Origin of the sequence: Gordonia spumicola (assembly GCF_009932475.1) — a bacterium.
GTDB lineage: Bacteria > Actinomycetota > Actinomycetes > Mycobacteriales > Mycobacteriaceae > Gordonia > Gordonia spumicola.
Map to the genome: position 1 here is coordinate 136,665 of NZ_BJOV01000003.1, position 26,550 is coordinate 163,214.

The following is a 26,550-nucleotide window of genomic DNA, read 5'->3' on the forward strand; positions in this document are numbered from 1 at the left end:
ATGACTTGGACCACCGACAATCAGAAGAACCTCATGCTGTTCGCCGGTCGGGCGCACCCCGAGCTGGCGCAGGCGGTCTCCGACGCTCTCGGCGTCCCGGTCACCCCGCAGACGGCGCGCGACTTCGCCAACGGCGAGATCTTCGTCCGCTTCGAGGACTCGGTCCGCGGCAGCGACGCCTTCGTCCTGCAGAGCTGCCCGTACCCCATGAACCAGTGGATCATGGAGACGCTCATCATGATCGACGCGCTCAAGCGCGGCAGCGCCAAGCGCATCACCGCGGTCCTGCCGTTCTACCCGTACGCCCGCCAGGACAAGAAGCACCGCGGCCGTGAGCCGATCTCGGCCCGCCTGATCGCCGACCTGTTCAAGACCGCGGGCGCCGATCGCATCATCACGGTCGATCTGCACACCGACCAGATCCAGGGCTTCTTCGACGGTCCCGTCGATCACATGCACGCCCAGGGCCAGCTCGCCGAGTACGTCCGCACCAAGTACGGCACCGAGAACATCTGCGTCGTGTCGCCGGACGCGGGCCGCGTCAAGGTCGGCGAGAAGTGGGCCGACTCGCTCGACGGCGCGCCGATGGCGTTCGTGCACAAGACCCGTGACCCCGATGTGCCGAACCAGATCAAGTCGAACCGCGTGGTCGGCGACGTGTCGGGTAAGACCTGTGTCCTGATCGACGACATGATCGACACCGGCGGCACCATCGCGGGCGCCGTCAACGTCCTCAAGGAGGCCGGCGCGGGCGACGTGATCATCGCCACGACGCACGGTGTGTTCTCGCACCCGGCCGCCGAGCGCCTCGCCAACTGCGGCGCGCGCGAAGTCATCGCCACCGACACCCTGCCGATCCCCGAGGACAAGCAGTTCGACAACCTCACCGTGCTGTCGATCGCCCCGCTGCTGGCCCAGACCATCCGCGAAGTCTTCGAGAACGGCTCGGTCACCAGCCTCTTCAACGGCGTCGCGTAGTCCCGAGAAACAGGTCCGTCACGCCGCCGGGTGTGGCGGACCTGTTCGTATGATCACCGGAGGAGTCAGGTGCAGAACGAACTGGAACAGGCGTTCCTCGCGAAGTCTGCGGAGTGCTTCGAGCAGATGACACAGGTGCTCGAGACGATGGGCGACGACCTGGTGAACGTCCGCCCCGATCTGCCCGGCGCGAACAGCTGCTATGCGATCGCCTTCCACTGTGTGGGCGTCGTCGACTACTGGCTCGGGTCGTTCGTCGCCGGTGCCCGCATCCCGCGTGACCGCGACGCTGAGTTCACGGCGTCCGGAACCGTCGCCGACATCGTCGAGCGGCTCGCCGACGCCGCGGAACGGCTACCGGCGTGGGTGCGCATCGCCGTCACCGACGGCGTCCTGGACCGGGACGTCGCCGACCATGTGACCAGTGGGACCACGCGCACCGAACTGCTCGCGACCGCGACACCCGAGTGGGCGCTCCTCCACGTGCTGCAGGACATCGCCCAGCACGTCGGGCACATGGAGATCACTCGCGACCTGCTTCTCGCATCGCGTTAGGCTGACGTCGTGGACGCAACGATCTATCACAATCCCCGCTGCTCGACCTCGCGCAAGACCCTGGACAAGCTCACCGAGGCCGGGCTCGACGTCACCGTCGTCAAGTACCTCACCGAGGGATGGACGCGCGATCAGCTGCTGACGCTGTTCACCGACGCCGGACTGACCCCCGGACAGGCCGCGCGCAAGCGCGAAGCCCTCTACAAGGAGCTGAACCTCGCCGAAGCGTCGGACGACGAGATCCTCGACGCCATGGTCGCGAACCCCGTCCTGGTGGAACGCCCGTTCGTCGTCACCGACAAGGGCACGCGCCTGGCCCGCCCGATCGAGAGCGTCGACGAGATCGTGTAGCGACCCCGACGGTGATTGAGCCGGTCCGGAGCGATAGCGAAGGACCGTGTCGAAATCTCGTGACGATCGCTGGAACGTGTCTCATCGCCGCCCGACGCCGTCGAACGTCCGGTTGAGGCGGGGCAGCGGAATCGTCAGGACACCGCGGACGAGGCCGCGGGTGAAGTCGACGAAGTCGAAGTAGTCGCGCCACACGGTGATCTGGCCGTCGCGGACCTCGAACCGGCCGCACACCCAGAAGCGCATGCGGAGCGGGCCGATCCGCAATTCGTCCAGCCGCTCGGTGAGGACGACGGCGCCGTCTGCGGCCACCGACAGGAACTGGACGTCGAAGCCCATCCGCGGCGAGTTCAGCTTCCGCATGATCGGCGCGAAGCGGCGCATGCCACGGACCGTCGGCAGGGAGACGTTGGTGTAGACGATGTCGTCGTGGACGTCGACGAGCGCACCGTCGACGTCGCCGTCCGCAAGGGCGGTGAGGAAGTGTCGAACCAGGTCAGCAGGCATCTGAGACGTCATGCCCTCATGGTAATCTGCCTCACATTTCGACCGTGACTGACCCGAGGGGATCTCGATGAAGCGAATGCTGGCGATACTGGCGGCCGTCGCGACCGCCGCCGCCCTGTGCGTGGCGATCGGCTCGCCGGCACGGGCGGCCGTCGAGGCCCCCGCCGACGGCTACGGCTTCGCCCAGGGCGCGGCGCAGATCCAGATGAGCGCAGCCGACCTGAACCGTGAGCTGGACGCCGTCTCGGCGACCAAGGGCGAGTGGCTGCGCGTGATGATCGACTGGGCGAGCATCGAACGCACCAAGGGCGTCTACGACTGGACGATTCCCGACCGCGTGATCGGCGCGGCCCGCTCCCACCATCTCAAAGTCCTGTCGCTGGTGTTGACGACACCGTCGTGGGCGCGCCGCGGCGGGGCCCTCGGCGGCATGTACGCGCCGCCCGCCGACCCCGCGGCGATCGGCCCGTTCTACCGCGCGCTGATCGGCCGGTACCCCGACGTCACCCGCCACGAGGTGTGGAACGAGCCGAATCTCCAGGCGTTCTGGGGCATGTACCAACCCAACGCCGCCGAGTACACGGCGCTGCTGAAGGCGTCGTACACGGCGATCAAGGCCGTCCAGCCGTCGGGCACCGTCGTCGCGGGCGGCCTGAGCCCGGACGCGGGCGCCGCGAACTTCGTCAAGGGCATGTACGCCGCGGGCGCGAAGGGCTTCTTCGACGCCGCCGCCATGCACCCGTACGTCTTCCCGAAGGGCATCGATGTGACGCCGAACGGGTGGTCGGAGCTGAAGGACATCCGGTCGGTGATGGTCGCGAGCGGTGACGCCGACAAGAAGATCTGGCTCACCGAGATGGGCGCGGCGACGATCAACCCGACCGGCGACACCGGCAGCAGCTCGGGCAGCCTCGGCTCGATCGGGTTCGGCGCCGACCAGATGGTGACGCAGCAGGAGCAGGCCGCCGAGATCGTCGACGTGCTGCGGGCCGCCGCTCGCTCCGGCTATTGCGGGCCCGCGTTCATCTACTCGGTCCGCGACTACGGAACGGCCGCGAACAACCGCGAGGACAACTTCGGAGCCCTGCTGACTCACGACTGGAAGCCGAAGTACACGGCATCGGTGCTGGCCGAGTAGGTTTCCCGACCCCGCCCCTGGTAGGGTGGCTGCCGTTGTCTCGGCGAGGGTGACCCGTTCACCGTTATCGGCGCGACTGCGCAGACCTCCACTGCACCCGTGTGGGACGAGATCGCGTGTCGAAGCCGCCTTGTCGCGGCGCCACCGATTGTCGAAACCCTTTGGAGGACACCATGTCTAACACCAACACGCTCGCTGTCGCACTCCGTACCGGCAAGGGCAAGGGCGCCGCTCGTCGCGCTCGCCGCGAGGGCCAGGTCCCGGCCGTCCTGTACGGCCACGGCACCGACCCGAAGCACCTGCTGCTCCCGGCCCGCGAGCTCGCCGCCATCCTGCGCAACAACGGCCTCAACGCCATCATCGAGCTCGACATCGAGGGCGACAAGCAGCTCGCACTGACCAAGCAGGTCGACGTCCACGCGCTGCGCAACTACATCGAGCACGTCGATCTCCTCGTCGTCAAGCGCGGCGAGAAGGTCACCGTCGAGGTCGCCGTCGTCGTCGAGGGCGACGCCGTCTCCGGCAGCCTGGTGGTCCAGGACGCCAGCGTCGTCGAGGTCGAGGCCGAGGCTCTGCACATCCCCGAGCAGATCGTCGCATCGGTCGAAGGCCTCGGCGCGGGCAGCTCCATCACCGCGGGCGACCTGACCCTCCCGGCAGGCGTCACCCTCGTGTCGGACGCGGGCACGCTGATCGTCGCCGTCAACGAGACCAAGGGCGCCGCCGCGGGCGACGACGAGGCCGAGGCCCCCGCCGACGCCGAAGCGGCCGCAGAGTGATTCTGCTGCAACGTCAGTGAAACTGATCGTCGGACTGGGCAATCCCGGTCCCTCCTACGAGAAGACCAGGCACAACATCGGCGCCATGGTGGCCGACAGCCTGGTCTTCTCGGCCGGGGAGAAATACTCCGTTCACAAGAAGTCCGGCGCCGAGACCGCGACCGTCCGCATCGGCGGCGAACCGGTCATCATCGCGAAGGCCCGGGCCTACATGAACGTGACGGGCCGCCAGATCGGCCCGCTCGCCGCCTACTACTCGGTGGCCCCCGCCGACCTCATCGTGCTGCACGACGAGTTGGACATCGACTTCGGTCAGGTCCGCCTCAAACAGGGCGGCGGCGAAGGCGGCCACAACGGACTGCGATCCATCACCTCGGCCGTCGGCACGCGTGACTATCTCCGCGTCCGACTCGGCATCGGCAGGCCGCCCGGCCGCCAGGATCCGGCCGACTTCGTGCTCAAGCCGTTCCCGTCAGCCGCGAAGGCCGACGTGGAACTTCTCATCGCCAACGGCGTCGACGCCGCCGAGCTCCTCGTCCGACAGGGCCTGGAAGCCGCGCAGAACACCGTTCACGCCTGGTGATCGAGTAGTCCACTACTCACCCCGGCTCCGCCGCCCGGGTGTTTCCTCAATTGGTCTGGCAAACCATCGTTTCTGAGGAGCACCTCCCATGACAATCCGCACTCGCTCGGCAGCCGCCGTCGGCTGCATCGTCCTGACCGTCACATCCGTCATCGCCGCAGGCCCCGCCGGAGCAGCGACCCAACCGACAGTGTCGGTCACCTTCTCGGGTTCGACCGACTTCCGATTCGCCGGTAACAGCGGGTCCGGAACGAGTTGCAAGGCGACGGTCGACGGGAATCCCCTAGTCCTCATCAGCGGGACGTTCAGCTACACCGGGCCCGGGATCGCGGGCGATCACGCGGTTCGGGTCGTGTGCGACGGCGGAGTGTCGAGCAACACGGTGCACTACTACGCTCCACGGAACCCTCTCAACGACATCCGCACCCAGTTCAGCAACTCCTCCCAGGGCATGTTCGGGTCGTAGCGCAGCCATTGACGCCGTGCACACGGGCGGACCACGATGTGTCGAGCCGATCGGAAGGGAGTTCGGGTGCGTCTGCAGTCCACGTTCGAGCGCCTTCTCGACCGACCGGCAACGCCGGGCGGCACCCTGGTAGGGCGCGTGCCCGAACTGGCGCGGATAGTCGACGGCTTGAGCCGCCCCGATCCGCCGGTGTTCGTCGTGTCGGGGCGGGCTGGCGTCGGGAAGACTCGCCTCGCACACGCTGTCGCCGACACCATGTCACAGCGTTTCGCCACCTATTGGGTGCAGGCAGACCCGGCTGGTCGCGGCATCCCACTCGGTGTGTTCGACGCCGCCGAGCACTCCGACGGCGATCCGCTTACCCACTTCGCCGAGTTGCATCGCACGCTCGCTGGGCCGACTCAGACGGGCGTCCTGATCGTTGACGACGTGCAGAACGCCGACGACCTCTCGCTGTTCCTGCTCCGCCGGTTGGCCGCCGACCCTTCGACGCCGACGCGGCTGTTGCTCACATTCCGCACCGAAGGCGACATCCCGCCAGCCGTCGCCGATCTTCTGCGGCTACCGTCGATCGAGATCGTTCCACTGCAACCATTGAGCATCGACGAGACCCGTCAGCTGCTGACCTCGGTTGGACGCGACGATCCCGACCTCGTCGAACAGATCTGGCGACGCACGCAAGGCAACCCGCTCTTCGTCACTGCGCTCGCCGGATCAGATCCGACCGACGATCTGCCCGATGATCTCGCGGCGGCAGTCGAGACGCTGCTCGCCCGGGTCGACGACCCGTCGGTGATCGACGTCGTCGAGATCCTCGCCGAGACCGAGTCACTCGACCTCGCGACACTGTCCGAGCTCGCGGGTTCGGCCGCTGTCGAAGCCGCCGAAGACAGTGGTCTGATCCTCGTCACCCGCGGCGGCGGTTACACCACGCGTCTTGCCCATCCACTGTTCGGCGAGGTGCTGCGGACACGCGGTGACCGACGGCACCGACTCGACATTCGACGCCGGGTGCTCGCCCACTACCGCAGCGTTCCCCATGACTACGCGTCGTCGATCCGTGTCGCGGGCCTAGCCGTTGACACGCCCGATGCCCCCGGTCGGGACGGCGCCATCGTGCGCGGCGCACAGTCGGCGCTTCGCGTCCTCGATCTCCCCCTCGCCGCGCGTCTCGCCGCACATGTCGGTCCGGGACCGATGCGGCTGCGTGCCGACATCCTCCGCGGCTACACCGCCGCGGCGTTGAGCGACACGACCGAAGCCAAGTCCGTCCTGACCTGCCTGCGAACCGATTCGTCCGATCCCGGCGTGATCGAGTCGGTCCGACTGATCATGGCGGGCGGCAGCTGGACCCTCGGTCGGCCCCGGGCGTTGCGAGCGATCGCGGACGACGCGTCGTCGAGCACCGAGACCCGCGCCGCCATCGGCAGCTTCCTCTCAGCCATGGCCGGCCGGCCTGCCGAATCGGTCGCTCTCCTGCCGAACGACGTGGCACCGCCCACGGATCCGAACTCGATCGGCGGCGTGGCGATGAACGCTCTGGTATCGGCGATCGGACGGATCACGGCCACCGGACAGATCGGCGACATCGACGCGCTACGCTCCGCGGTGTCCAACAGCGGGCGGCTGATCGCCGGATCGGTGATGGTCGCATCGCAGCAGACGATCATCGCCGCGGCCGCCGTGACCGCCGCCGCGTTGACCGGCGACGTCGGATGGACCGACGACGTCGCGGCGTCGTTCACCGATCGACTGGCGCCGTTTCCCGGGATCTCGGAACAATGCGTGGCGGGCTTGCGGGCCGTCACCGCTCTCGCCGCGGGCCGAGTGCACGAGTCGGTGGAGCACGGCGTCCGCGCGCTCGACGGATTCGACGCCCTCGGCACCCCCGTCTACTTCTGGTATCCCTACTGTGTCGTCACCGCATCGGCGGCCGCGCATGCGGGTGATCTCGGCACCGCGCGGTCGCTCCTGGCCCGACTGCGTACGCATCCACACGCCGGGTTCGCACACCTGTCGGTGTTCATCGACCTCGTCCGCGCGCGATGTGCCCCCGCGGGCCGACGCGGCGCGCTCGCAGTGACCGCCGCCGACCGGGCCGCGGCAGCGGACCAGCACGCAGTCGAGGTGTTCGCCGTCCAGTGCGCCCTCCGCTTCGGTGTGCGCGGACTGTCCGATCGCGCTCGCGAGCTCGCCGCGCGGACGCCCGGACTGCGGCGGGGCGTGGTGACCGGACTGCACGCGCGGGCCCTCGACACCGGTGATCCCGACGCGATGATGCGGGTGGCACGGTTCTACGAGACGGATGGCGACGCGGCGCTCGCGGCCGACGCCGTGGCGCAGGCCGCGATGCTGCACGCCGAGGCGGGTGCCCTCGCCGACGCCGTCGACATCGCCGACCGCGCGCACCGCCGCGCCGACGGAATCGGCCTCGACAGTCCCGCCGTGCGGGCTTCCGACGACGCGATCGGCCTCACGGCCCACCAGCGACGGATCGTCGTGCTCGCCCGGACCGGCTCGAGCAACCGAGAGATCGCGGTGCGGACCGGGCTCTCGGTGAGGACCGTCGAAGGTCACCTGTATCGGGCGTCGCGTGTACTCGGGACCGCTGTCCGCACAAACCCGCCGAAATTCGAGTAGTCGACTACTCGACCGCGGCCTCTGCCGGGCATGTCTGATGGATACGCAGACACAGCCGGGAGAGGGGTTCTGTCATGACCGTCGCCGCCGTCGAGGGGACCGACTACGACGAACCCACGACAGTCGGTGTCATCGACACCCTGTCGGCGATGAATGCCGTTCCGCTCGCCGTGATGGTGGAGATCCACGGGTGGGCGGCGATCGAACAGGCCGAGGACGCGTCCGTGATAACCGTCTCGGACGGTGCCGCCCCGCTGGTGACTCTCTCCGATCCCGCCGACCGCGGATCGTCCCCGAGCCCAGCCGTCGCACGGACCCTGCTGGATGCGACGGTCCGCACGGCACACCGATGCGGGGCTTTCGACGACGCGATGGCAGCCGCCGACCTCGCGCTCACCCTCGACGACCCGTCCGACTACGACTGCCTGCTGATCTCGGGCGCCGAGGCGGCACTCGCTCGCCTCGACACGTCGCGGGCCGCACGGTACGCGGCGGCAGTCTCCGCGGGTGCGCTGTACGCCAAGGCGATGAATATCCTGGGCTACGCACAGTCGACGGTCGGTCAGGGCGTCGACGCGGACCGGGCGTTCACCGCCGCCGCGTCCTCTGAGTGTGTCGAGACGCGGGCCGTCGCACGTCTGCTGCGGTTCAAGAACGCACTCTGGGTGACAGGCGACACGGGTCGTGCCCGCGCATGCGTCGCGGACATTTCAGGCGGTGACGCCGCCCTCGCTCTCGTATCCGCGACATCCGGCGACTCGCGGGCCGCAATCAGATTCCGAGTGAGCGCGCTGGGCCAACCAATCCGAAACGACAGTCTCGCCAGCCGGAGCATCGCAGCACTGCTCGGCGGGCTCGCGGTCGTGATCGGCGCGGCCGACGCGGGTGCGATCGGTGTCTTGGGCGAAGCCCTAGACGTCGCCTACGAGTACATGAGCAGGACGCTCCTGGCGACACACCAGCTGATGGCTCTCGGCTTGTTCGGCGCCGCGGCCCATCACATCACCGGTGACACCGTGGGCCAGCAGTCGCTCGCCTCGCGGGTCGCCGACGCGGTGCCCGGCGGACCGTACCCCGGGTGGCGCGACGAGGTCTCGGGCATCACCGCCCTCACCCGCGGCGACATGCACACCTCGGTCGGCCTGCTGTCGGGCGTCATCGATCGGCTGGACGCGGCCGATGCACCCGCGTACCTCGGTTACCGCGCCCGGATCGACTGCGCCGACGCCGCAGCGCAGACGGGCGACGTCGACACCGCCGACAGACTCCTCCACACGCATCGAACCGACCCGCACCCCGGCTTCGCCTACCTGTCGGGGTCCGCATCGGTGGCGCAAGCATGGATCACCGCGGCCGACGACGTGGGTGAGGCCGCCTCGATTCTCGACGTCGCGGCCCGCGATGCACGCACGCGCGGCAGGCACGGCGTCGAGGCGTACCTGCTGGAGACGCGACTGCGCCTCGGCGACGCCTCCGCCGCCCCACGTCTGCGTGAACTCGCCGAGACACTGCCCGATCTGCCGCGGGCTCGGCTCGGCGCCCGGTTCGGTACCGCGTTGGAGGCCGCCGACACCGACCTGTTGTGCGAGGCGGCCGCCGCCTACCGGGCAGCCGGGCTGGAGGCGCCTGCCGTCGACGCCACCGCCCATGCCGCATTGGCCGCGACCGACCCGCTGTCGGGCGTCACAGTGCTCGCTCAGGCCGACGTTCGCGCCGAACGACTAGGACTGTGCACACCGGCCGTCGTCGCGGCCCGCGCTGCCGACGGACTGTCGATCCGCCAACGCCACATCACCGCTCGGGCGGCGGCGGGAGCGCCCAATCGGGAGATCGCCGATGAACTCGGTGTATCCGTTCGCACCGTTGAAGGCCACCTGTACCGCGTCGGTCGAACGATCGACATTCACCACATCCGCCGGACATGACCGGCGGACGGACCTATCGTTCGCCCATGCCCGTCCGTTGGCCGTGGGTCGGACGCGCCGCGGAATTCTCCACGGTGCTGCGCTCCTTCCGGCCGTCCGGCCACACCGCTCCGGTCGTAGCCGTGATCGGATGCCCCGGATCGGGGAAGTCCCGGCTGATCACCGAGTTCATGACGGTCGCGGGTCCGTCCGTCGTGACCGTCGACGGCGCCCTCGGCGCTCTCGGCCTCCCGACCCGCGATCTCGCCCTCGATTCCGGATCGGTGCTCGTCGTCGACGACGCCGACCTTCTCGACGCGCCGACAGCCGCAACGGTCACCGCGACCATCGACGGGAGGAGCCGGTCGGCAGCAGTGCTGTTGACGGCCGCCTGCCTGCCGTCGATGCTCCGGACTCTTCGCATCACCACCGACTCGCTGACCGCCGTCGTCACGCTCGATCCCCTCGACGACGACACGACAGTCGACTTCCTTCGAGCCCGCCTCGGCGCGGTCGACAGCCTCACCGCGGCCAGACTGTCCCGGATGACGGCGTCCGTTCCTGGGCTTCTCGTCGCGGCGACCGAGCACGCGATCGCGACGGGAGCCCTCGTCGCCCACGGCGGCACGTGGAGCCTGCACCGACAGCCCGAACCTCCGCCGTCGGTGCGCTACCTCGTCGACGGGATCATGGCCCGCGCGGGCGACGGGGTACGTGATGTCCTGACCTGCCTCATCGAGATCGACGAACTGCCGTACCGCACACTTGCCGCCGTTGTCGGCAGCACGTCGATCGATGCCGCACAGAAGGTCGGCCTGGTCGACATCGATGACGCCGCACGTTTGGTGCGTGCCGCGAACCCGATGTACCGTACGGCCGCCCGCAGTTCCGTGTCCGTGGCACGCCTGCGCCGCCTCGGAGGCATGTTGAGCGCGGCCCATACGGCGGGCGCGCCCATGCCGTCGAGCCCGGCGCTCGACATCGCAGCCGCAAACGCCGCACTCGACAATCCCGACAAGCACCAACAGGACCTCATTCTCGCGGTGGGCGCACACGCCGCGATCCGCACTCTCGCGCTGCCGAAGGCGCTGGAGTACTGCCGAGCGGTCGCCGCGGGTCCGTACCGCAACCACGCCCGGCTCAGCGAAGGGTACGCACTGTGCCTGCTCGGCGCGGGACACGACGCCGACCGGGTGCTCGCGCGCGTCGGCGACGACGATCCGTCGCTGCGCGCGGCCGCCGTGCTGTTGCGCGTGAACAACGCGGTGCTCGCCCTCGGCGATCCGGCGCACGCCCAGCGGATCATCGACGAGCAGCGAGAGCTCCTCGGGCCCTCGTACCAGAGCGCATCCGCCTTCGTCGCATGCGAACGCGGCGAATCCGCCGCTGCCCTCGACGTTCTCGAACGGCTGATGAACGAGTCCGTCGGCGACCTGACCCGAATGCTCGTCGACCTGGCGACGGCGATCGCGGCCGCAGACTGCGGCCGCCGCGACCTGCTCGCCGCCCTGATCGAACGCTGCAGTGGCCCCGGATGGGCCTCGATCCCCCACCACCGCGCAGCCCTCGCCTACCTGTGTGCGGCAGGCAGCCATCTCCTCGGCGATCGCGACGGCGTGCACGCCGTCGAAGCCGGAGTGATCAGCAACGTCGACGACGTGCCGTCACCGGGCCAGCACTGGCTCACCGGCCTCTCGGGGCTCGTCGCCGTCGTCGACGGCGAACCGACCGCGGCCCGCGGCCTCCTCGCGGCCGCCCACCGGGGGTTCCAGGATCAGTCGGCCCCCGCATTCCAGTGGCTGCCGTTCGCCGTGGAACGCGCCGAACTCCTCGCCCAGACCGATGTCGAGTCGGACGCCGCGGACCTCGATGAGCTGATCGCCGAGATCGACGCCGTCGCCGCGGTGACCGGACCTCGGATCGACGTCCGTGTGCGGCTCATCCGCGCCTGGCGGCTCGCTCGCGCCGGGTCGGCGACGGCGGCGCGTACCGAAGCGACGGCCGCGGCCGAACTCGCCGCCGTCCGCGGCCAACCCGCCTCCGAAGTCGTGTGCAGGCAGACACTCGTACGGTTCGGCGACACCGACCAACATGATCGGCTGGCGATTCTGGCCGCCGCGATGCCCGATGCGCCGCGCGCCCAGGCGGCCGCCGCGCATGCCCGCGCGCTCACCGACCGCGATCCCGACACCCTGCTCGCGGTCGCCGAACGCTACCTCGACATCGGCTGTTCGGACGCGGCGGTCGACGCGTTCGCACAGGCGAGCGACATCTTCCACCGCGACGGCCATCCGGGACTCGCGGTGTCGGCCGACAGTTTCATCGCCGGCCATATTCGCGCCCACCACACGTCGACGCCGGCCGTGCGCGCTCATCACACGCGGGATCGTCTCACCGATCGGCAACGCCAAGCGCTGTCGTTGGCCCGCGAAGGGTTGTCGAACACCCAGATCGCGGCCGCGATGGGATTGTCTATCCGCACCGTCGAGGGCCACTTGTACCGGGCAGGTCAAATCCTCGGCGCGCCCGTCCGCCGATCCGAGCGGTGACCGTCGTCGAGCGGGCACAGTCTCGGTGACACTCGTCACGAGCGACGATCCTGAGCTAGCATTCACCAACTGGATCAAATGATCTACAAGTGATCGAGAACTCAGGAGCGTCCCGACGATGTCGACCGTCACCCCGCCGGACCTACCGGTCTTGCCGTCCCCCGTCCGCTGGTCGTCGGCGACGGCCGCATTCCAGATCGAGGGCGCCCGCGCCGAGGGCGGCCGCGGCCGATCCGTGTGGGACACCTGGGTCGACACCCCGGGCAAGGTCAAGGACGGCTCGACCGCCGAGCCCGGAGCCGACAGCTACCACCGCTGGACCGAGGACGTCGCGCTCGCGGCCGGGCTCGGACTCGACCGCTACCGGTTCTCCATCTCCTGGACCCGCGTCCAGCCCACCGGCTCCGGATCCGCCAACGCCGCGGGGCTCGACTACTACTCGCGGCTCGTCGACGATCTGCTCGAGGCCGGCGTCACCCCGTTCCCGACCCTGTACCACTGGGACCTGCCGGTCCCGTTGCACGAGGAGGGCGGGTGGACGGGCCGCGACGTCGTCGAACGCTTCACCGACTACGCCGGCATCGTCGCCGAGCGCCTCGGCGACCGCGTGACGAACTGGTACACCGTCAACGAACCCGCGATGACAACCCTGCAGGGCTACGCGGTCGGCGAGCTCGCGCCGGGCGAGTTCCTGCTGTTCGACGCCATTCCGACCGCGCATCATCAACTCCTGGCGCACGGCTACGCGACTCGTGTGTTCCGCGAGCACGGCGCGACGGCCGTCGGCGTCGCCAACAATCACACGCACGTGTATCCGCTCACCGACTCCGCGGACGACCGGGCCGCCGCGGCCGCGTACGACACACTGCACAACCGTCTGTTCGCCGATCCCGTCCTCACCGGCCGGTACCCCGACCTGTCCGCGTACGGCGACGTCGACCTGCCCGTCCGCGACGGCGACATGGACGTCATCGCGACACGGCCCGACTTCTACGCGGTCAACTTCTACAATCCGACGACCATCGCCGCACCCGCGCCGGACATCCCGATCCCGTTCGAGATCGTCCCGACTCCCGACGTGCCGCACACCGGTTTCGGCCCCGACTGGGGAATCAAGCCGGACGCCCTGCGCGACCTGCTGATCGACCTGGCCGACCGCTACCCGAACCTGCCGCCCGTCGTGATCAGCGAGAACGGTGCATCGTTCCCGGAACCGGACACCGCGGACGGCGGCATCGACGACGTCGACCGGATCGCGTACATCGACGGTCACATCCGTGCCGTCGGTGAAGCGATGAGCGCCGGAGTGCGAGTCGACGAGTACACCGTGTGGTCGCTCGTCGACAATTTCGAATGGGCCGACGGCTACACACAGCGTTTCGGCCTCACCCACATCGATTTCGAGACCGCGAAGCGCACGCCGAAGGCGTCGTACGACTGGTATCGCCGAGTGATCGCGGAGAACCGTAAGTGAGCACTGCAATGAAGGCGGGCAGCCGCAGCTGGCTGACCCTGTTCACCGTCGCCTGGCTCGTCATCTGGATGGTCCAGCTGACCCCGCTGCAACTGCTGCTTCCCCTCCAGCTCGACCAGGAGAACTCGCAGGGCGGCGACGAATGGATCCACACCGTCGTCATCTCCGGGCTGATCCTCGGCGCGGGCGGCCTCGCGGGCGTCATCGCGGGCCCGCTCGCCGGGGCGTGGTCGGACCGCACCGACAGTTCCCGTCTCCCGGCATGGCTCGGCGGACGACGCCGCGTGTGGTCGCTGATCGGCACCTGGCTGATGGCGGTGTTCCTCGTCCTCGTCGGCGTCACCCACTCCACGTGGGTGATCGGTGCCGCGTGGATCGGCGTCTGCATCGGCGTCGGCGTCGCATCCGCGTCGTTCACCGCACTGATCGCCGACCAGCTGCCCGACGACCAGCGCGGCGCGGCGTCGGCGGCAGTCGGCGCGTCGCAGGCCCTCGGCATCGTCGTCGGAGTCGGCGCGATCGGCAGCCTCAACCTCGACCCGTGGGCCGGTTACCTGATCCTCGCCGTCCTCATCGCCGTCGTCGGCACCTGGGCCACCCTGGTGCTGCCCGACCCGCCGGTCGACGTGACCGCCGCCCGGGCCACCCTCGATCCGACCCGTGGCCGGTGGGAATCGTTCCGCGACAAGGACTTCTCGTGGATGCTCGCGGGTCGCTTCGTCGCCAACGTCGGAAACGCGCTCGGCACGTCGCTGTTCCTGTTCTTCCTGCTGTACGGCCTGAACCAGGACAAGGACACCGCCGAAGGGAACTTGATCCTTCTCGTGGTGGTCTACACCGTGTTCGTGGTGATCGCGTCGATCATCGCCGGGTCGCTCGCCGACCGCGGCTGGGACCGGCGCGGCCTGACGATCGTGTCGGCTCTCGTCCAGTCGCTCTCCGGACTGATCATCGTGATCAGCCCGACGTTCACCGCGACCATGATCGGCGCGGCGTTCATGGGTGTCGGCTACGGCGCGTTCTCGACCGTCGGCCTCGCCTACGCCACGGACCTCCTGCCCCACGAGGACGACCACGGCCGCGACCTCGGCATCGTCAACACCACCGCGGCCCTCGGTCAGCTCGTCGGCCCCGTCCTCGGTGCGGGCCTCGTGTCGCTGGTCGGCGGATTCTGGCTGGTGTTCTTCATGGGCTTCGTCCTGTCGATCGTCGGGGGTCTGATGACGCTGGGTGCCCGCAAGGTTCCGGCGGTCACTAGAATCAGTTCCACCTGACGGCCGTCGATCGACCGGACAGACGACAACACTTGAGCTCTACAGAAGGACGATGCACGTGGCGACACTGGTGACACCCTCGGGACATCCGAATGTGGCGATGCTAGGCATCGGCGCCTACCGCCCCTCCCGGGTCGTGACCAACGACGAATTGTGCACCGTTCTCGACTCGTCGGATCAGTGGATCTACGAGCGCAGCGGCATCCGCAGTCGTCGATGGATCAGTGGTGACGAGACGATGCGGTCGATGTCGGCGGCGGCCGCCGAACGCGCCATCGTCAACTCCGGCGTCGACCGCGAGAAGATCGACATGCTGATCCTCGCCGCCAGCAGCTGGCCGTACAACGTTCCGCACGGCGCACCGATCATCGCGTCCGACATCGGCATCAACGGCATCCCCGCGTTCGACGTGTCGGCCGGTTGCGGCGGCTTCGGTTACGCCCTCGGCGTCGCGGCCGACGCGATCCGCGCGGGCAGTGCAACCTACGTCGTCGTGATCGGGGCCGAGACGATGTCCGTCGGCCTCGACGTGACCGACCGCGGCACCGGCTTCATCTTCGGTGACGGCGCGGGAGCCGTGGTCGTCGGCCCGAGCGAGGTCAACGGCATCTCGAAGATGGTGTCGGGCAGCGACGGCGACAACGCCGACGCGATCATCCAGAACATCAACACCGTCGACTACATGGCCCGCTCGGTCGACTACCAGGGCAAGGACCCGGAGACCGATCCCGTCGGTCGCATGGTGATCCACATGGAGGGCCCGAAGGTGTTCCGCTGGGCCGCCATCACCCTCCCGAAGGCGCTGACCGCCATGCTCACCGAGTCGGGCGCCGGTGTCGACGACATCGAGGTGTTCATCCCGCATCAGGCGAACGCCCGCATCAACGACCTGATGAAGAAGAACCTCGGCTTCCCCGACGAGCTGCCGATGGCGAACGACATCGAGACCACCGGCAACACGTCGGCGGCGTCGATCCCCCTCGCGATGGAGGAGATGCTCGCCACCGGCAAGGCCAAGGGCGGCGAGACCGCGCTGATCCTCGGCTTCGGCGCGGGCCTGAGCTACGCGGGCGGCGTCGTCACGATGCCCCCCGCACCGAAGGTCACGAGCTTCGACGGTCTCGGCGACGCCGCCGCGGGCCCCCTCGCCAAGCATCTGCGCCTGCCGTAGGCGTTGACGCGGTAGACCTTTCGACGCTTCTATGTTGGCCCCCGTCCGTTGAGCGGGTGGGGGTCGAAAGGTCAGGCGTTCTCCTTGCGGAACACCGACGTCCCCCACCAGGCGGCGAGCGCCGAGAGGACGATCGCCGCGAGGAGTCCCCACAGGACCGTCGTGGTCATGACGTCGCCGAGGAACGACGAGCGGACCGCGTCGGTGATCCACCGGAACGGGATGAAGTCGCTGATCCGCTTGAGCCAGTCCGGGCCGATCGTCATCGGCAGCAAGATGCCCGACAACAGCAGGATCGGCATCATCACCATGTTGATGACGGGGGCCATGACGTCTTCGCTCTTGGTGGTGAGGGCGAGGGCGTTCGACGCCGCGGCACACGCTCCGCCGACGAGCAGCGTGATGACGAGCCCGACGATCACGCCGCCGATCGACCCGCGCATTCCCATCGCGAAGCCGAGGCCGATCAGGATCAACGCCTGGACCAGCAGTTGCAGCAGGTCGCGCAGGATGCGTCCGAACAGCAGCGCCGTGCGGCTCGCGGGCGTCACCCGTTCGGCCTCGATGACTCCCTCACGCCATTCGCCGATGAGGCTGAAGCCCGCGAACATGGCGCCGAAGATGCCGAGCTGCACGAGGAGTCCGGGGACGAAGAACGTGTACGCGTTGTCGCCGGCGCCGGGGAACTGACTCACGAGGGGTTTGAGCAGCGGACCGAACAGCAGCAGGTACATGACCGGCTGCATGATGCCGATCAGCACCCATGCGGGGTTGCGCAGGTTCATCCGCAGCTGCCTGCGGAAGACGATGTACGACTCGGTGAAGAACCTCATCACGCGATCTCCTTGTCGGGCTGGGCGGTGTCCGGCGTCGACGTCTCGTCGCGCAGGGATCGACCGGTGAGGGTGAGGAACACGTCGTCGAGCGTCGGTTTGACGATCTCGATGGAGTCGAGCGTCGCGCCGCGCGCCTCCAGGTCGCGCAGCAGCCCTGGCACGATCCGCGCCGAACCGCGCACACGGGCGCTCACGGCGGCCCCGTCGACGACGACGTCCGAGCCGATGTCGCCGAGGGCCGTCGCGACGTTCGGGACGTGTGCGGCGTCCGCGAACTCGAGCCGGACGAGATCGCCCGACACCTGCGACTTCAGGTTGTCCGGCGTGTCGGCCGCGACGATCCGGCCGTTGTCGATGATGAGGATGCGGTCCGACAGCGCGTCGGCCTCGTCGAGGTAGTGCGTGGTCAGGAAGACCGTCGCGCCCCGCTCCGTGCGGAGCCTGGCTATGTGCTCCCACAGGTTGGCGCGGGCCTGCGGGTCGAGTCCGGTGGTCGGCTCGTCGAGGAAGACGAGAGTCGGATCGTGGATGAGACCCATGACGATGTCGAGGCGGCGCTTCTGCCCGCCGGACATGTTCTTCGGCATGCGGTCCCACAGTCCGTCGAGCTGCAGATCGTCGAACAGTTGCTTGCCGCGCGCGACGGCGTCGCGCCTGCTCATGCCGTACAGCTGGCCGTGGTCGCTGACCTCGTCGCCCGCGAGGGCCTGCGAGAACGTCGACCCGGCCTGCGACACGTACCCGATGCTGCGGCGGACCTGCACGGACTGTGTGAGAACGTCGTAGCCGTTCACCGTCGCCGTCCCCGAGGTGGGACGCAGGAGGGTGGTGAGCATGCGCAGGGTGGTCGTCTTGCCCGCGCCGTTTGGACCGAGGAAGCCGACGACCTCGCCTTCGGCGATGTCGAGGTCGACCCCGTCGACCGCGCGGACCTCCTTCGTCTGTTTTCCTCTGCCCGTCGTGAAGGTCTGAACCAGACCTCTCGCGTGAATCATTTCCAAGCGCCTCACTGTCGTCCGTTCGATGCAGTCAGGTTTACCCGAAGGGTCCGACAATTCGCAGCGCGTCCACACCGACGCCGGATGAATACTTCCCGGTAACCGGCGTCACATGAGAGCGTGGATCTTCGAGAGGCGAGATCAGCATCGAAGGAGTGCGCTCATGGTGGACCTTCACGAGGCCGTCGGCGTCAAGAACATCGGAATGCTCGGGATCGGGGCCTACCGGCCCGAGCGAGTGGTCACGAACGACGAGATCTGTCGGAACATCGACTCGTCGGACGAGTGGATCTTCACGCGGACGGGCATCAAGTCGCGCCGGTTCGCGCGCCGCGACGAGACCGTCGTCGAGATGGGCGTCAACGCCGGACGGACGGCGATCGCGAACGCACTGCTGTCGCCGTCGGACATCGACGCGGTGATCCTCGCGACCAACACGCACCTGCTGCTGACCCCGGCCGGGGCGGTGAAGCTCGCGACCGAGCTCGGCGCGAACGGCGTCCCGGCGTTCGACGTGACCGTCGGTTGCGCGGGCTTCGGGTACGCGATGTCGTTGGCGGCCGACATGGTCCGCGGCGGAAGCGCGACCCACGTGCTCGTCGTCGGCGCCGAGCAGCTGTCGGTGGCGCTCGACATGACCGACCGAGGCAACTGCTTCATCTTCGGCGACGGCGCGGGCGCCGTGGTGGTCGGCCCGACGGAACGCCAGGGCCTCGGCCCCGTGGTGTGGGGCAGCGACGGCACCCAGTACGACGCGATCCGTCAGGACATCGACTGGATCGAGTACATGGACTCCGACGATCACGCCAAGCGCCCCTACCTGCGCCTGGAGGGGACCGCCGTGTTCCGCTGGGCTGCGTTCGAGATGGGCAAGGCCGCGCAGCGCGCGCTCGACGTCGCGAAGGTCGACGCCTCCGAGATCGACGTCTTCGTCCCCCATCAGGCCAATTCCCGGATCAACGATCTTCTCGCCCGCAGCCTCAAGTTCCCGGAGACGACGCGCGTCGCGAACGACATCGAGAACACCGGCAACACCTCTGCGGCGTCGATCCCGCTCGCGATGGAACAGATGCTGTCGACCGGGCAGGCCAAGCCCGGCGACACGGCGCTGCTGCTCGGCTACGGCGCAGGACTGTCGTACGCGGCGCAGGTCGTCACCATGCCGCCCATTCCGTTCGAGTGACGGCGCCCGCCACTACCCTGTAGAAGACCGGCGCCGCAGGCGGGCGACGGACAGGGGCGAGAGGTGTGTGCGAATGGCTGACAGCAGGGTCGGTTCCGGCCCGTCGACGCTGATCCCGTCGGTGGAACTCGATCGGTCCAACCGGGCCGAACTGGAGACCGAGGCCGCCCGAGCCCGGACCGCGGGCGACGAGCGTCGACTGTCGGAACTGCGCGCGATCACCGACGCGATCATCGGCGACGACGTGTTCGTCCTCGAGTTCGACGCGCGCGACAAACAGGCGCACGTGGTGATCGCGCTCGGCGATCCCGACACCGCCGACCGCATCGCCGTGACCGTCCCGGGGATGGGCAGCACCACGGAACGGTCGGTCGGCGGCATGGTCAACGAGGCCGGGCTCCTCCGCAACGAGGCCCACCGCCAGCTGGCTCTCATCGACGGCGACGACGCGCCGAAGGTCGCGGCCATCGCATGGATCGGCTATCAGACGCCTGGCAATCCGTTCCTCGGTTTCGACCGCAGAGATCCGCACAGCTGGATGCCGTTCGTCCGGTCCGGACTTCAGGTGATGAGCCGACACCGCGCCCGACGCGGCGCTCCCCGGCTGGCGGCCTTCCTGACCCGGATCAAGCGACGCACACCGGACACCCAGCTCGTCCTGCTCGGCCACTCATACGGTTCACTCTGCTCGTCGTACGCCCTGCAACGACTCCGCGGGCGGCCGGCCCTCGACGGCAGGCCGATAGTCGACCGCGCCGCGTTCTACGGCTCGCCCGGACTGGCGATCCGCGACGTCGAACAGCTCGGACTCGCGCCCGGCAGCGTCTACTACCTCAGCGCACCGAACGATCCGGTGTCGAACCGGATCGCGAACTGGGCGCCGTGGCGCGGCTGGGGCGCGCGGCCGTCCAAGGTCGGCATGACCCGCCTGAGCACGGAGGCGGGCGTCGACCGGACCGGCGTGCAGCGCGTCCGCGTGGAAGGGCACGCCGACTACGGCCGCAGCGAGGACAACGGCGCGAAACGGAACGTTGTACGGATGTCCGGCTACAACATCGCGGCCGTCGTCGCGGGCATCGAGGCGAACGAGATCCTCATCGGACCGCGGTCGTACCGGTAGCGGCCCTCGTGCGCCGCCGCCCTTTTGCCGCCGCCGCCCGCGGACCGATAGCGTGGACGGGTGAGTTCCGAGGTCATCGGGCGCGAGGTCACGCGCCGTCGTACGTTCGCCATCATCTCCCATCCCGACGCGGGCAAGTCGACGATGACCGAGGCCCTGGCGTTGCACGCCCGCATGATCAGCGAGGCCGGAGCCGTGCACGGCAAGGGCGGCCGCCGCTCCACCGTGTCGGACTGGATGGAGATGGAGAAGGCCCGCGGCATCTCTGTCAGCTCCACGGCCCTGCAGTTCAAGTACGCGTGCGAAGCGACGAACGACGACAAGGACTTCCCGCACGTCATCAACCTCGTCGACACGCCCGGTCACTCCGACTTCTCGGAGGACACCTACCGCGTGCTGACGGCGGTCGACGCGGCCGTCATGCTGATCGACGCGGCCAAGGGCCTGGAGCCGCAGACGTTGAAGCTGTTCCAGGTGTGTCGGCACCGCGGCATCCCGGTGATCACCGTCATCAACAAGTGGGACCGCCCCGGTCAGACACCGCTCGAACTGATCGACGAGATCAGCGAGCGCATCGGCCTGATCCCGACTCCGCTGTACGTTCCGGTCGGCATCGCGGGCGATTTCCGCGGACTGATGGACCGTCGCACCGGCGAGTACGTGAAGTTCACGCGCACCGCGGGCGGCGCGAAGATCGCCCCCGAGACCCTGCTCGACGCCGATGCCGCAGCGGAAGCCGAGGGCGACGCGTGGACTGCGGCCGCCGAGGAGAGCGAACTGCTGTCCGAGATGGGCCAGGACCACGACCAGGAGATGTTCCTGGCGGGCCAGACGTCGCCGATGATCTTCACCTCCGCGATGCTGAACTTCGGCGTCCGACAGCTGTTGGAGGCGCTTGTCGAGTTCGCTCCCCCGCCGCGCGGACGCGAGTCGATCGACGGCGTGGCGCGCGAGGTGACCGACCCGTTCAGCGCCGTCGTCTTCAAGGTGCAGGCCGGCATGGACTCCAGCCACCGAGACCGGCTGGCCTACATGCGGATCGTGTCGGGCGAGTTCGAGCGCGGCATGGTCGTCAACCATGCGCAGACCGGGAAGCCGTTCGCGACGAAGTACGCGCAGGCCGTGTTCGGGCGTGACCGTGCCACCGTCGACACCGCCTACCCCGGCGATGTCGTCGGCCTCGTCAACGCGATGGCCCTGGCGCCCGGCGACACCCTGTACCTCGATCCGAAGGTGCAGTACCCGCCGATCCCGTCGTTCGCACCCGAGCACTTCTCGTCGCTGCGGGTCACCACCGCCGACAAGTACAAGCAGTTCCGCAAGGCCATCGACCAGCTCGACGCCGAGGGCGTCGTCCAGGTGCTGCGCAACGATCTGCGCGGTGACGCCTCGCCGGTGTTGGCCGCCGTCGGACCGATGCAGTTCGAGGTCGTCACGGCCCGCATGAAGGCCGAGTTCAACGTCGACACGATCATCGAGCCGCTCGGCTACTCGCTGGCGCGCCGCACCGACGAGGCGAGCGCGGTGGAACTGAACCGCCAGCGCGGCGTCGAGGTGTTCACCCGCAGCGACGGTGCGATCCTCGCCCTGTTCAGCGACAAGTGGCGTCTGCAGTACATCGAGAAGGAGCACAAGGATCTGCTTCTCGAGCCCCTCGTCGCCGCGGCCGACTGACGTGCGCCGGGTCGCGGTCGTCGTCGGTGCGGCACTGCTCGTGGCCGGGTGCTCGACGCCCGAGTCGGCCGAGCGTGCGCCGTCGCCGCCGCGCGCGAAACGGCTCGCGACATCGGCGTGCGACGAACCGTCGGCAACTGGGAAAGTCGAACGGCAGGGCTACGACCTGCGGTTCACCCGTGGATCGATGCGGGTCAAGGTGAGTCTCGCCGGTTCCGAGCAGTGCGTCGAGTTCGCGAAGTGGGGCGATCCGAATCCGGAGGTCCCGCCGGACTCCCTGTTGTTCACATTCTCCGGCGGACGCGGCGATGGCGCTCAGCTCGAGTTCCTCAGCGTCGACCTCGCCGGCGGCAAACTCCCCGACACCAGGCCGCTCGGCAAACTGAATCACCCGATCAACGCGACCGTCGGCGTCTCCATCGGCGGCACGTACTACACGTCGTCGACGTGCAGCCTCACGCTCACCTCGAGCAACGCCCACCGTGCCGCCGGGCGCTTCGACTGCCCGACCGCCGTCTCCCAGGCCGCGAACCCGCTCGACCCCTCGGACGACGTCTCCTACGACGACCCGTCCACCGCCCCGACCGCGACCACCGCCGCGCTCTCCGGTCGCTTCGACGTCCGCTGAGCGACCGCGCCCGGTCGTTGAGTTGAGCGAACGGGAACGGTACGCGCCAGCTGACGATCTCGACGACCGAAACGGATGAAGTTATCGAAGGCCCCGCGACACCGCATCAGAGTCTTCTGGAGCGAACGTCGTCCAGTCTCCGCTGAATTCGAGAACAATCCCGTCTGCCATAGGCCTTCGCACAATCTTGCCGCTCAAATCGTCACCACTACCAAGTCGTCCAGATAGATCTCGAATGTACGTCAGCCACCCCGGCACGATGGATACGGGGTCGGCATCTCCGAAGTCAAGCGAGACTCCCGAAGCGTGCGCGAGCTGAACACCCGGCCTCAATGATGCAACAGTGGGATGTAGAGCGTTGACTGCCGCTTCGAACGACTCTTTAAGAACTTCGAACTCATACCCCGCCGCATTCTCGAAGTCCTGCCACTGTTCCCAATTGACCGTGACCTCGTACCTGCCCGTCTCCTCATCTCCCAGGGTCGCCGAAACGACGATTTCAATGGCACCATAGCGCCCATTGCAGCCCACGGAATCCGGTCCCACTGAAGCTATGGTCATCTCGACCGGAAAACCCTCACGATGAGAATAGAGGTCCGCTTTGAAGCGATTCATCCACCAAATTCACCCTCCGGAAATTCCATCAGAAATTTCGGCCTGTACCGCCCGCATCAGAATCAACTCTGTGATAGTACGGTCCCGACCGCACTTCGGCCAACTCGCCGAAAACGTCCCAACGTATTCAAATCCGAAGAACCCGCGTCATAGTCACCAATCCACGCCGTCGCGAAATTGCTCCGAGACTTTCACCAGGAGGAACGCTTGGGGCGCATCGGGATCGTGAGAACAGCTACCGATCCAGTTTGGAGAAGCGGAGCCCCACACTTGCCCACCGAGCAAGATCGCTCGCCGCGTCATCATCGTCAAACTGAAGGTAGATGTTAACACTCCTGGACACAGGCTCGAAGCCCGCCCGAATCCCCTCCGGTGAGCGAATCTCCGAAATGGCCGAACACAATATATCGATAAAGACTTCCAGATCGACACGGCCCTGCAATCCGCTTCCGTCTCTCAGTACTTCATCCGCATGCCAGATGATCAGGTCAAGACCAGAGGTCGCAGCCTGGTACCGAAGATCTTCGTCGAAAAAATCCTGAAGGCAGTCTAGCAGCGCATCGCGATTGTATCCGAAGTACGAAGGAAACTGAAACGCTGCCGCAAACTCATCGAATAGATCGCCGAACGTCAAGCACTTCCATCCACGAACGTGCACGGGGTAGCGGCCAGATTTCCGCGACGCATACTCAACGCCAGACGTATCGTAGAGGCTATCGACAAGGATCGAGAAGTTCGACCCATCCAAGGGCGCTTCAGCCATTTACTTCACTCTCCAAAAATTCCAGTAGTGATTTGGCGTGTACCAAACACTGCCGGGCACCCCACGACCCCAGATTCGACACCGTCATCGCAGCAGCGACAAGAACCCCGCACCCGAGCAGGAACAAGACGATCGAGCCCACCGGCACCGACCCGGCCTCACCGCGCGTCGCCTCCCGGTCGTCGCCAGCCGGGGAATCGGCATGATCTATCGTCCGCGAATCGTCAGCAATACGTGTTGTGTTGTCTGTCAACGTCATATTGGATCCCTTCTCGTGACGGTAGGCAGGCTGCTACAGCAGGTGCGGGGACCCGTAGATGGTGAACGTGTTGTCATTGGCCGCCGTTGCCATCGAGACGCGAATGTAGGCGCGCACCGCGGGGCGTGCGCCGACACACCCGGAGATCTCGACTCGAACACCCTCCGCGCGCGTTCCCGCACGCGCACCAGTCAGGGCTTTCTGGCCGAACTTGACATCGACCGTGGCCCCGTTCGCCAACGTCGTCGACACTGTCGGCATCGCCTGCACCCCGAACACCACCGCCGGCGGCCACGTGATCGACGCCTGCGCCGTCGGACCACCAGAAATTCCCACGTTCACCGATGACATCTGCCACTGACACGACAACTGATATCCCGAGGTCAGGACCGCAGCGTCCACTGGTACAGCACCATGTCCAGTGATCTCGGCTTCGCCCCGCAAGTCCAGGAACGCTTCGAACGAACCGACCCCGCGCGAGAGCGGCGGCACCGACACGATCTTCTCCGCCGACTTCGTCAACCGGACCGTCCACCCATCATCAGAACGCTTCACCACGGTCCGATCGGGGAACCGATGAACCTGATCAGCCGACGCCACACCACCACCAGCAACGCCCACCAGCGCAACCGACGCCGCCACCACCGCGACCACCCGAACTATCAACCGCACAACACAACTCCCGAACGCTCACGGCCAGCCACACGAACACTCGACATACGGTCGCATGTTCTGATCTATTGACTTCAACTTACCTTGGTGATTCAGCGACGGTAGCAGGCGTCCACGACCCTGGCAACCGTCAGGCGAACGCGACACGAAAACGCTTCCACCCTGCCCGGAAATGTCGAACAATATGTTATGCAGAACTGCTGACGAAGCCCCGCTCGGCTCCAATCGAAGAACATCAGAGCTGCAGATATGACTCACTCGCCCCCGGAATGATCTTCAGGAGCGAGCGAGTTTCTTATGACCGCTCAGTGAGCGGTGGACCGCCGAAGGTGCGGCGACAAACCGACGTCAGCCGACGATGTCGGCGATCGACGCGGGGTCGACTTCCTCGATTGTGGGCGGCGCGAAGGACGGATTGCGGTCCTTGTCGACGAGGACCGCGCGGACGCCTTCGACGAAGTCGGGGTGCACGGTGATCCGTTCGGCGGTGCTCAACTCGCGTTCGAGGCATTCGGCGAGCGACGACGTGGCCCCGAGTTCGAGGAGTCGGGCGGTGACGAACATGCTCGTCGGGGACGCGGACGCGATCAGCGTCAGCATCTCCTCAGCCCACTCGTCGCCGACCGCGCCGCGGAGCCCGCCGACGATCGCGTCGACGTCGGTGTCGCCGAAATAGTCGGCGATCTTGGCTAGAGGCACCGTCGTCTCGACGGGATCACGGTGATCGGCGAGCGCAGCGGCGAGGCCCGCTCCCGAGCGGATGGTGTCGGCGACGGCGCCCAACTCGGATGACGGGACGAAATGCGTCGCCAGGCCGACGGCCACCGCGTCCGCGCCGCGCAGGCGCGCGCCGGTCAGGCCGAGCCACATGCCGACGCCCTGCGGCAGACGCGGCAGGAAGTACGTCGAGCCCACGTCGGGGAAGAAGCCGATGGCCGTCTCGGGCATCGCGATCATCGCCTTCTCGGTGACGACGCGGATCTCGCCGTGCACGCTGATACCCAAACCGCCGCCCATCGCGGCGCCGTCGATCAGCGCCACATACGGCTTCGGGTACTCAGCGATCATCTGGTTGACGCGGTACTCGCTCGCGAAATAACGGGTGACGGCCGCGGCGTCGCCCGCGATGGCGCTGTCGCGGATGGCGCGGATGTCGCCGCCCGCGCAGAACGCCCGCTCACTCGCCGACGTGACGAGCACGGTCTCGACGGAGTCGTCATCGGCCCAGCGTTCGAGGACATCGTGGAGGTCGTCGATCATCGTCTGATCGAGAGCGTTCAGGGCCTTCGGGCGGTCGAGGATGATCTCCCCGACACCGTTCGCGACGGTGGTGCGGATGTACGACATGGCTGCCACGTTAGCGCACCCTCGGCGCGAATACTTGGGCGTCCTAGTAATTGGCCTGGTGGGCGTACAGCCGTTCTGGAGCGGGA

The 26,550-nt window shown here is 67.7% G+C and carries 25 protein-coding genes; 17 read left to right on the forward strand and 8 right to left on the reverse strand.

What is annotated here, in order from left to right; all coding sequences use genetic code 11:
- The 3 genes from GYB83_RS06745 (at window position 1) to arsC (ending at window position 1,884) form a co-directional block, all read left to right on the forward strand.
- Complete coding sequence (locus GYB83_RS06745; RefSeq protein WP_161894779.1) at window positions 1–978, forward strand: ribose-phosphate diphosphokinase; 978 nt, start codon at window positions 1–3, stop codon at window positions 976–978.
- A 69-nt stretch (window positions 979–1,047) separates the two neighbouring features.
- On the forward strand, window positions 1,048–1,533 hold the full coding sequence (locus tag GYB83_RS06750; protein WP_228461254.1) for a DinB family protein: 486 nt from the start codon (window positions 1,048–1,050) through the stop codon (window positions 1,531–1,533).
- Window positions 1,534–1,542: 9 nt separating this feature from the next.
- Complete coding sequence (gene arsC, locus GYB83_RS06755) at window positions 1,543–1,884, forward strand: arsenate reductase (glutaredoxin) (RefSeq protein WP_161894780.1); 342 nt, start codon at window positions 1,543–1,545, stop codon at window positions 1,882–1,884.
- Between the two features lie 81 nt (window positions 1,885–1,965).
- Here the strand turns inward: arsC and GYB83_RS06760 are convergent, their stop codons facing one another.
- Window positions 1,966–2,403 (reverse strand): limonene-1,2-epoxide hydrolase family protein, encoded by a 438-nt coding sequence (locus GYB83_RS06760; RefSeq protein WP_161894781.1) that lies wholly within the window; start codon window positions 2,401–2,403, stop codon window positions 1,966–1,968.
- Window positions 2,404–2,458: 55 nt separating this feature from the next.
- On the opposite strand from GYB83_RS06760, the gene GYB83_RS06765 reads away from it, so the two are divergent.
- From GYB83_RS06765 to GYB83_RS06810, 10 genes are all read left to right on the forward strand, one after another.
- The gene (locus GYB83_RS06765; protein WP_308469455.1) at window positions 2,459–3,529 is read left to right on the forward strand and encodes a hypothetical protein; all 1,071 of its coding nucleotides are present in this window, start codon (window positions 2,459–2,461) and stop codon (window positions 3,527–3,529) included.
- Between the two features lie 173 nt (window positions 3,530–3,702).
- Complete coding sequence (locus tag GYB83_RS06770) at window positions 3,703–4,308, forward strand: 50S ribosomal protein L25/general stress protein Ctc (protein WP_161894782.1); 606 nt, start codon at window positions 3,703–3,705, stop codon at window positions 4,306–4,308.
- A 16-nt stretch (window positions 4,309–4,324) separates the two neighbouring features.
- Window positions 4,325–4,891, forward strand: coding sequence for an aminoacyl-tRNA hydrolase (gene pth / locus GYB83_RS06775; protein WP_161894783.1), 567 nt, complete (start codon window positions 4,325–4,327; stop codon window positions 4,889–4,891).
- An 88-nt stretch (window positions 4,892–4,979) separates the two neighbouring features.
- Window positions 4,980–5,357 carry a hypothetical protein gene (locus GYB83_RS06780; RefSeq protein WP_161894784.1) on the forward strand — a complete coding sequence of 126 codons (378 nt, stop codon included), beginning with the start codon at window positions 4,980–4,982 and terminating at the stop codon, window positions 5,355–5,357.
- A 66-nt stretch (window positions 5,358–5,423) separates the two neighbouring features.
- Window positions 5,424–7,997 carry an AAA family ATPase gene (locus GYB83_RS06785; RefSeq protein WP_161894785.1) on the forward strand — a complete coding sequence of 858 codons (2,574 nt, stop codon included), beginning with the start codon at window positions 5,424–5,426 and terminating at the stop codon, window positions 7,995–7,997.
- A 74-nt stretch (window positions 7,998–8,071) separates the two neighbouring features.
- A complete protein-coding gene (locus GYB83_RS06790; RefSeq protein WP_161894786.1) occupies window positions 8,072–9,922 on the forward strand; it encodes a helix-turn-helix transcriptional regulator in 1,851 nt (616 codons plus the stop codon).
- Between the two features lie 26 nt (window positions 9,923–9,948).
- Entirely contained in the window at window positions 9,949–12,450 is a 2,502-nt protein-coding gene (locus GYB83_RS06795; protein ID WP_161894787.1) for a helix-turn-helix transcriptional regulator, read from the forward strand.
- Between the two features lie 118 nt (window positions 12,451–12,568).
- Window positions 12,569–13,924, forward strand: coding sequence for a GH1 family beta-glucosidase (locus GYB83_RS06800; RefSeq protein WP_161894788.1), 1,356 nt, complete (start codon window positions 12,569–12,571; stop codon window positions 13,922–13,924).
- On the forward strand, window positions 13,921–15,198 hold the full coding sequence (locus GYB83_RS06805; protein WP_228461256.1) for an MFS transporter: 1,278 nt from the start codon (window positions 13,921–13,923) through the stop codon (window positions 15,196–15,198). The genes GYB83_RS06800 and GYB83_RS06805 overlap by 4 nt, the downstream gene beginning before the upstream one ends.
- 52 nt (window positions 15,199–15,250) lie before the next feature.
- The gene (locus GYB83_RS06810; RefSeq protein ID WP_161894789.1) at window positions 15,251–16,369 is read left to right on the forward strand and encodes a beta-ketoacyl-ACP synthase 3; all 1,119 of its coding nucleotides are present in this window, start codon (window positions 15,251–15,253) and stop codon (window positions 16,367–16,369) included.
- A gap of 71 nt (window positions 16,370–16,440) precedes the next feature.
- Here the strand turns inward: GYB83_RS06810 and GYB83_RS06815 are convergent, their stop codons facing one another.
- Both GYB83_RS06815 and GYB83_RS06820 read right to left on the reverse strand, forming a co-directional pair.
- Complete coding sequence (locus tag GYB83_RS06815; protein ID WP_161894790.1) at window positions 16,441–17,202, reverse strand: ABC transporter permease; 762 nt, start codon at window positions 17,200–17,202, stop codon at window positions 16,441–16,443.
- Window positions 17,202–18,200 (reverse strand): ATP-binding cassette domain-containing protein, encoded by a 999-nt coding sequence (locus GYB83_RS06820; RefSeq protein WP_161894791.1) that lies wholly within the window; start codon window positions 18,198–18,200, stop codon window positions 17,202–17,204. Before GYB83_RS06820 ends, GYB83_RS06815 begins: the two co-directional genes overlap by 1 nt.
- A gap of 166 nt (window positions 18,201–18,366) precedes the next feature.
- On the opposite strand from GYB83_RS06820, the gene GYB83_RS06825 reads away from it, so the two are divergent.
- The 4 genes from GYB83_RS06825 to GYB83_RS06840 all read left to right on the forward strand — a co-directional run bounded on the left by GYB83_RS06825 (window position 18,367) and on the right by GYB83_RS06840 (window position 22,808).
- The gene (locus GYB83_RS06825; protein WP_161894792.1) at window positions 18,367–19,386 is read left to right on the forward strand and encodes a beta-ketoacyl-ACP synthase III; all 1,020 of its coding nucleotides are present in this window, start codon (window positions 18,367–18,369) and stop codon (window positions 19,384–19,386) included.
- A 73-nt stretch (window positions 19,387–19,459) separates the two neighbouring features.
- Complete coding sequence (locus GYB83_RS06830) at window positions 19,460–20,506, forward strand: alpha/beta hydrolase (protein ID WP_161894793.1); 1,047 nt, start codon at window positions 19,460–19,462, stop codon at window positions 20,504–20,506.
- 60 nt (window positions 20,507–20,566) lie between these two features.
- A complete protein-coding gene (locus GYB83_RS06835; protein ID WP_161894794.1) occupies window positions 20,567–22,180 on the forward strand; it encodes a peptide chain release factor 3 in 1,614 nt (537 codons plus the stop codon).
- Between the two features lies 1 nt (window position 22,181).
- On the forward strand, window positions 22,182–22,808 hold the full coding sequence (locus GYB83_RS06840) for a hypothetical protein (RefSeq protein WP_161894795.1): 627 nt from the start codon (window positions 22,182–22,184) through the stop codon (window positions 22,806–22,808).
- Window positions 22,809–22,889: 81 nt separating this feature from the next.
- Here the strand turns inward: GYB83_RS06840 and GYB83_RS06845 are convergent, their stop codons facing one another.
- The 5 genes from GYB83_RS06845 to GYB83_RS06865 all read right to left on the reverse strand — a co-directional run bounded on the left by GYB83_RS06845 (window position 22,890) and on the right by GYB83_RS06865 (window position 26,464).
- Window positions 22,890–23,423, reverse strand: coding sequence for a hypothetical protein (locus GYB83_RS06845; RefSeq protein WP_161894796.1), 534 nt, complete (start codon window positions 23,421–23,423; stop codon window positions 22,890–22,892).
- 235 nt (window positions 23,424–23,658) lie between these two features.
- A complete protein-coding gene (locus GYB83_RS06850; RefSeq protein WP_161894797.1) occupies window positions 23,659–24,186 on the reverse strand; it encodes a barstar family protein in 528 nt (175 codons plus the stop codon).
- Window positions 24,179–24,445: a hypothetical protein gene (locus GYB83_RS06855; RefSeq protein WP_161894798.1), complete on the reverse strand. Its 267-nt coding sequence runs from the start codon at window positions 24,443–24,445 to the stop codon at window positions 24,179–24,181. Before GYB83_RS06855 ends, GYB83_RS06850 begins: the two co-directional genes overlap by 8 nt.
- Before the next feature lie 33 nt (window positions 24,446–24,478).
- The gene (locus GYB83_RS06860; protein ID WP_161894799.1) at window positions 24,479–25,099 is read right to left on the reverse strand and encodes an MspA family porin; all 621 of its coding nucleotides are present in this window, start codon (window positions 25,097–25,099) and stop codon (window positions 24,479–24,481) included.
- A 366-nt stretch (window positions 25,100–25,465) separates the two neighbouring features.
- Complete coding sequence (locus tag GYB83_RS06865; protein ID WP_161894800.1) at window positions 25,466–26,464, reverse strand: enoyl-CoA hydratase/isomerase family protein; 999 nt, start codon at window positions 26,462–26,464, stop codon at window positions 25,466–25,468.
- Window positions 26,465–26,550: the final 86 nt, after the last annotated feature.

Coding starts and splice junctions, on each gene's coding strand:
- GYB83_RS06745 (WP_161894779.1), top strand. CDS start 1: ATGACTTGGACCACCGACAATCAGAAGAACCTCATGCTGTTCGCCGGT.
- GYB83_RS06760 (WP_161894781.1), bottom strand. CDS start 2,403: ATGACGTCTCAGATGCCTGCTGACCTGGTTCGACACTTCCTCACCGCC.
- GYB83_RS06765 (WP_308469455.1), top strand. CDS start 2,459: ATGAAGCGAATGCTGGCGATACTGGCGGCCGTCGCGACCGCCGCCGCC.
- GYB83_RS06770 (WP_161894782.1), top strand. CDS start 3,703: ATGTCTAACACCAACACGCTCGCTGTCGCACTCCGTACCGGCAAGGGC.
- GYB83_RS06780 (WP_161894784.1), top strand. CDS start 4,980: ATGACAATCCGCACTCGCTCGGCAGCCGCCGTCGGCTGCATCGTCCTG.
- GYB83_RS06790 (WP_161894786.1), top strand. CDS start 8,072: ATGACCGTCGCCGCCGTCGAGGGGACCGACTACGACGAACCCACGACA.
- GYB83_RS06795 (WP_161894787.1), top strand. CDS start 9,949: ATGCCCGTCCGTTGGCCGTGGGTCGGACGCGCCGCGGAATTCTCCACG.
- GYB83_RS06800 (WP_161894788.1), top strand. CDS start 12,569: ATGTCGACCGTCACCCCGCCGGACCTACCGGTCTTGCCGTCCCCCGTC.
- GYB83_RS06810 (WP_161894789.1), top strand. CDS start 15,251: ATGCACGTGGCGACACTGGTGACACCCTCGGGACATCCGAATGTGGCG.
- GYB83_RS06815 (WP_161894790.1), bottom strand. CDS start 17,202: ATGAGGTTCTTCACCGAGTCGTACATCGTCTTCCGCAGGCAGCTGCGG.
- GYB83_RS06820 (WP_161894791.1), bottom strand. CDS start 18,200: ATGATTCACGCGAGAGGTCTGGTTCAGACCTTCACGACGGGCAGAGGA.
- GYB83_RS06825 (WP_161894792.1), top strand. CDS start 18,367: ATGGTGGACCTTCACGAGGCCGTCGGCGTCAAGAACATCGGAATGCTC.
- GYB83_RS06830 (WP_161894793.1), top strand. CDS start 19,460: ATGGCTGACAGCAGGGTCGGTTCCGGCCCGTCGACGCTGATCCCGTCG.
- GYB83_RS06845 (WP_161894796.1), bottom strand. CDS start 23,423: ATGAATCGCTTCAAAGCGGACCTCTATTCTCATCGTGAGGGTTTTCCG.
- GYB83_RS06850 (WP_161894797.1), bottom strand. CDS start 24,186: ATGGCTGAAGCGCCCTTGGATGGGTCGAACTTCTCGATCCTTGTCGAT.
- GYB83_RS06855 (WP_161894798.1), bottom strand. CDS start 24,445: ATGACGTTGACAGACAACACAACACGTATTGCTGACGATTCGCGGACG.
- GYB83_RS06865 (WP_161894800.1), bottom strand. CDS start 26,464: ATGTCGTACATCCGCACCACCGTCGCGAACGGTGTCGGGGAGATCATC.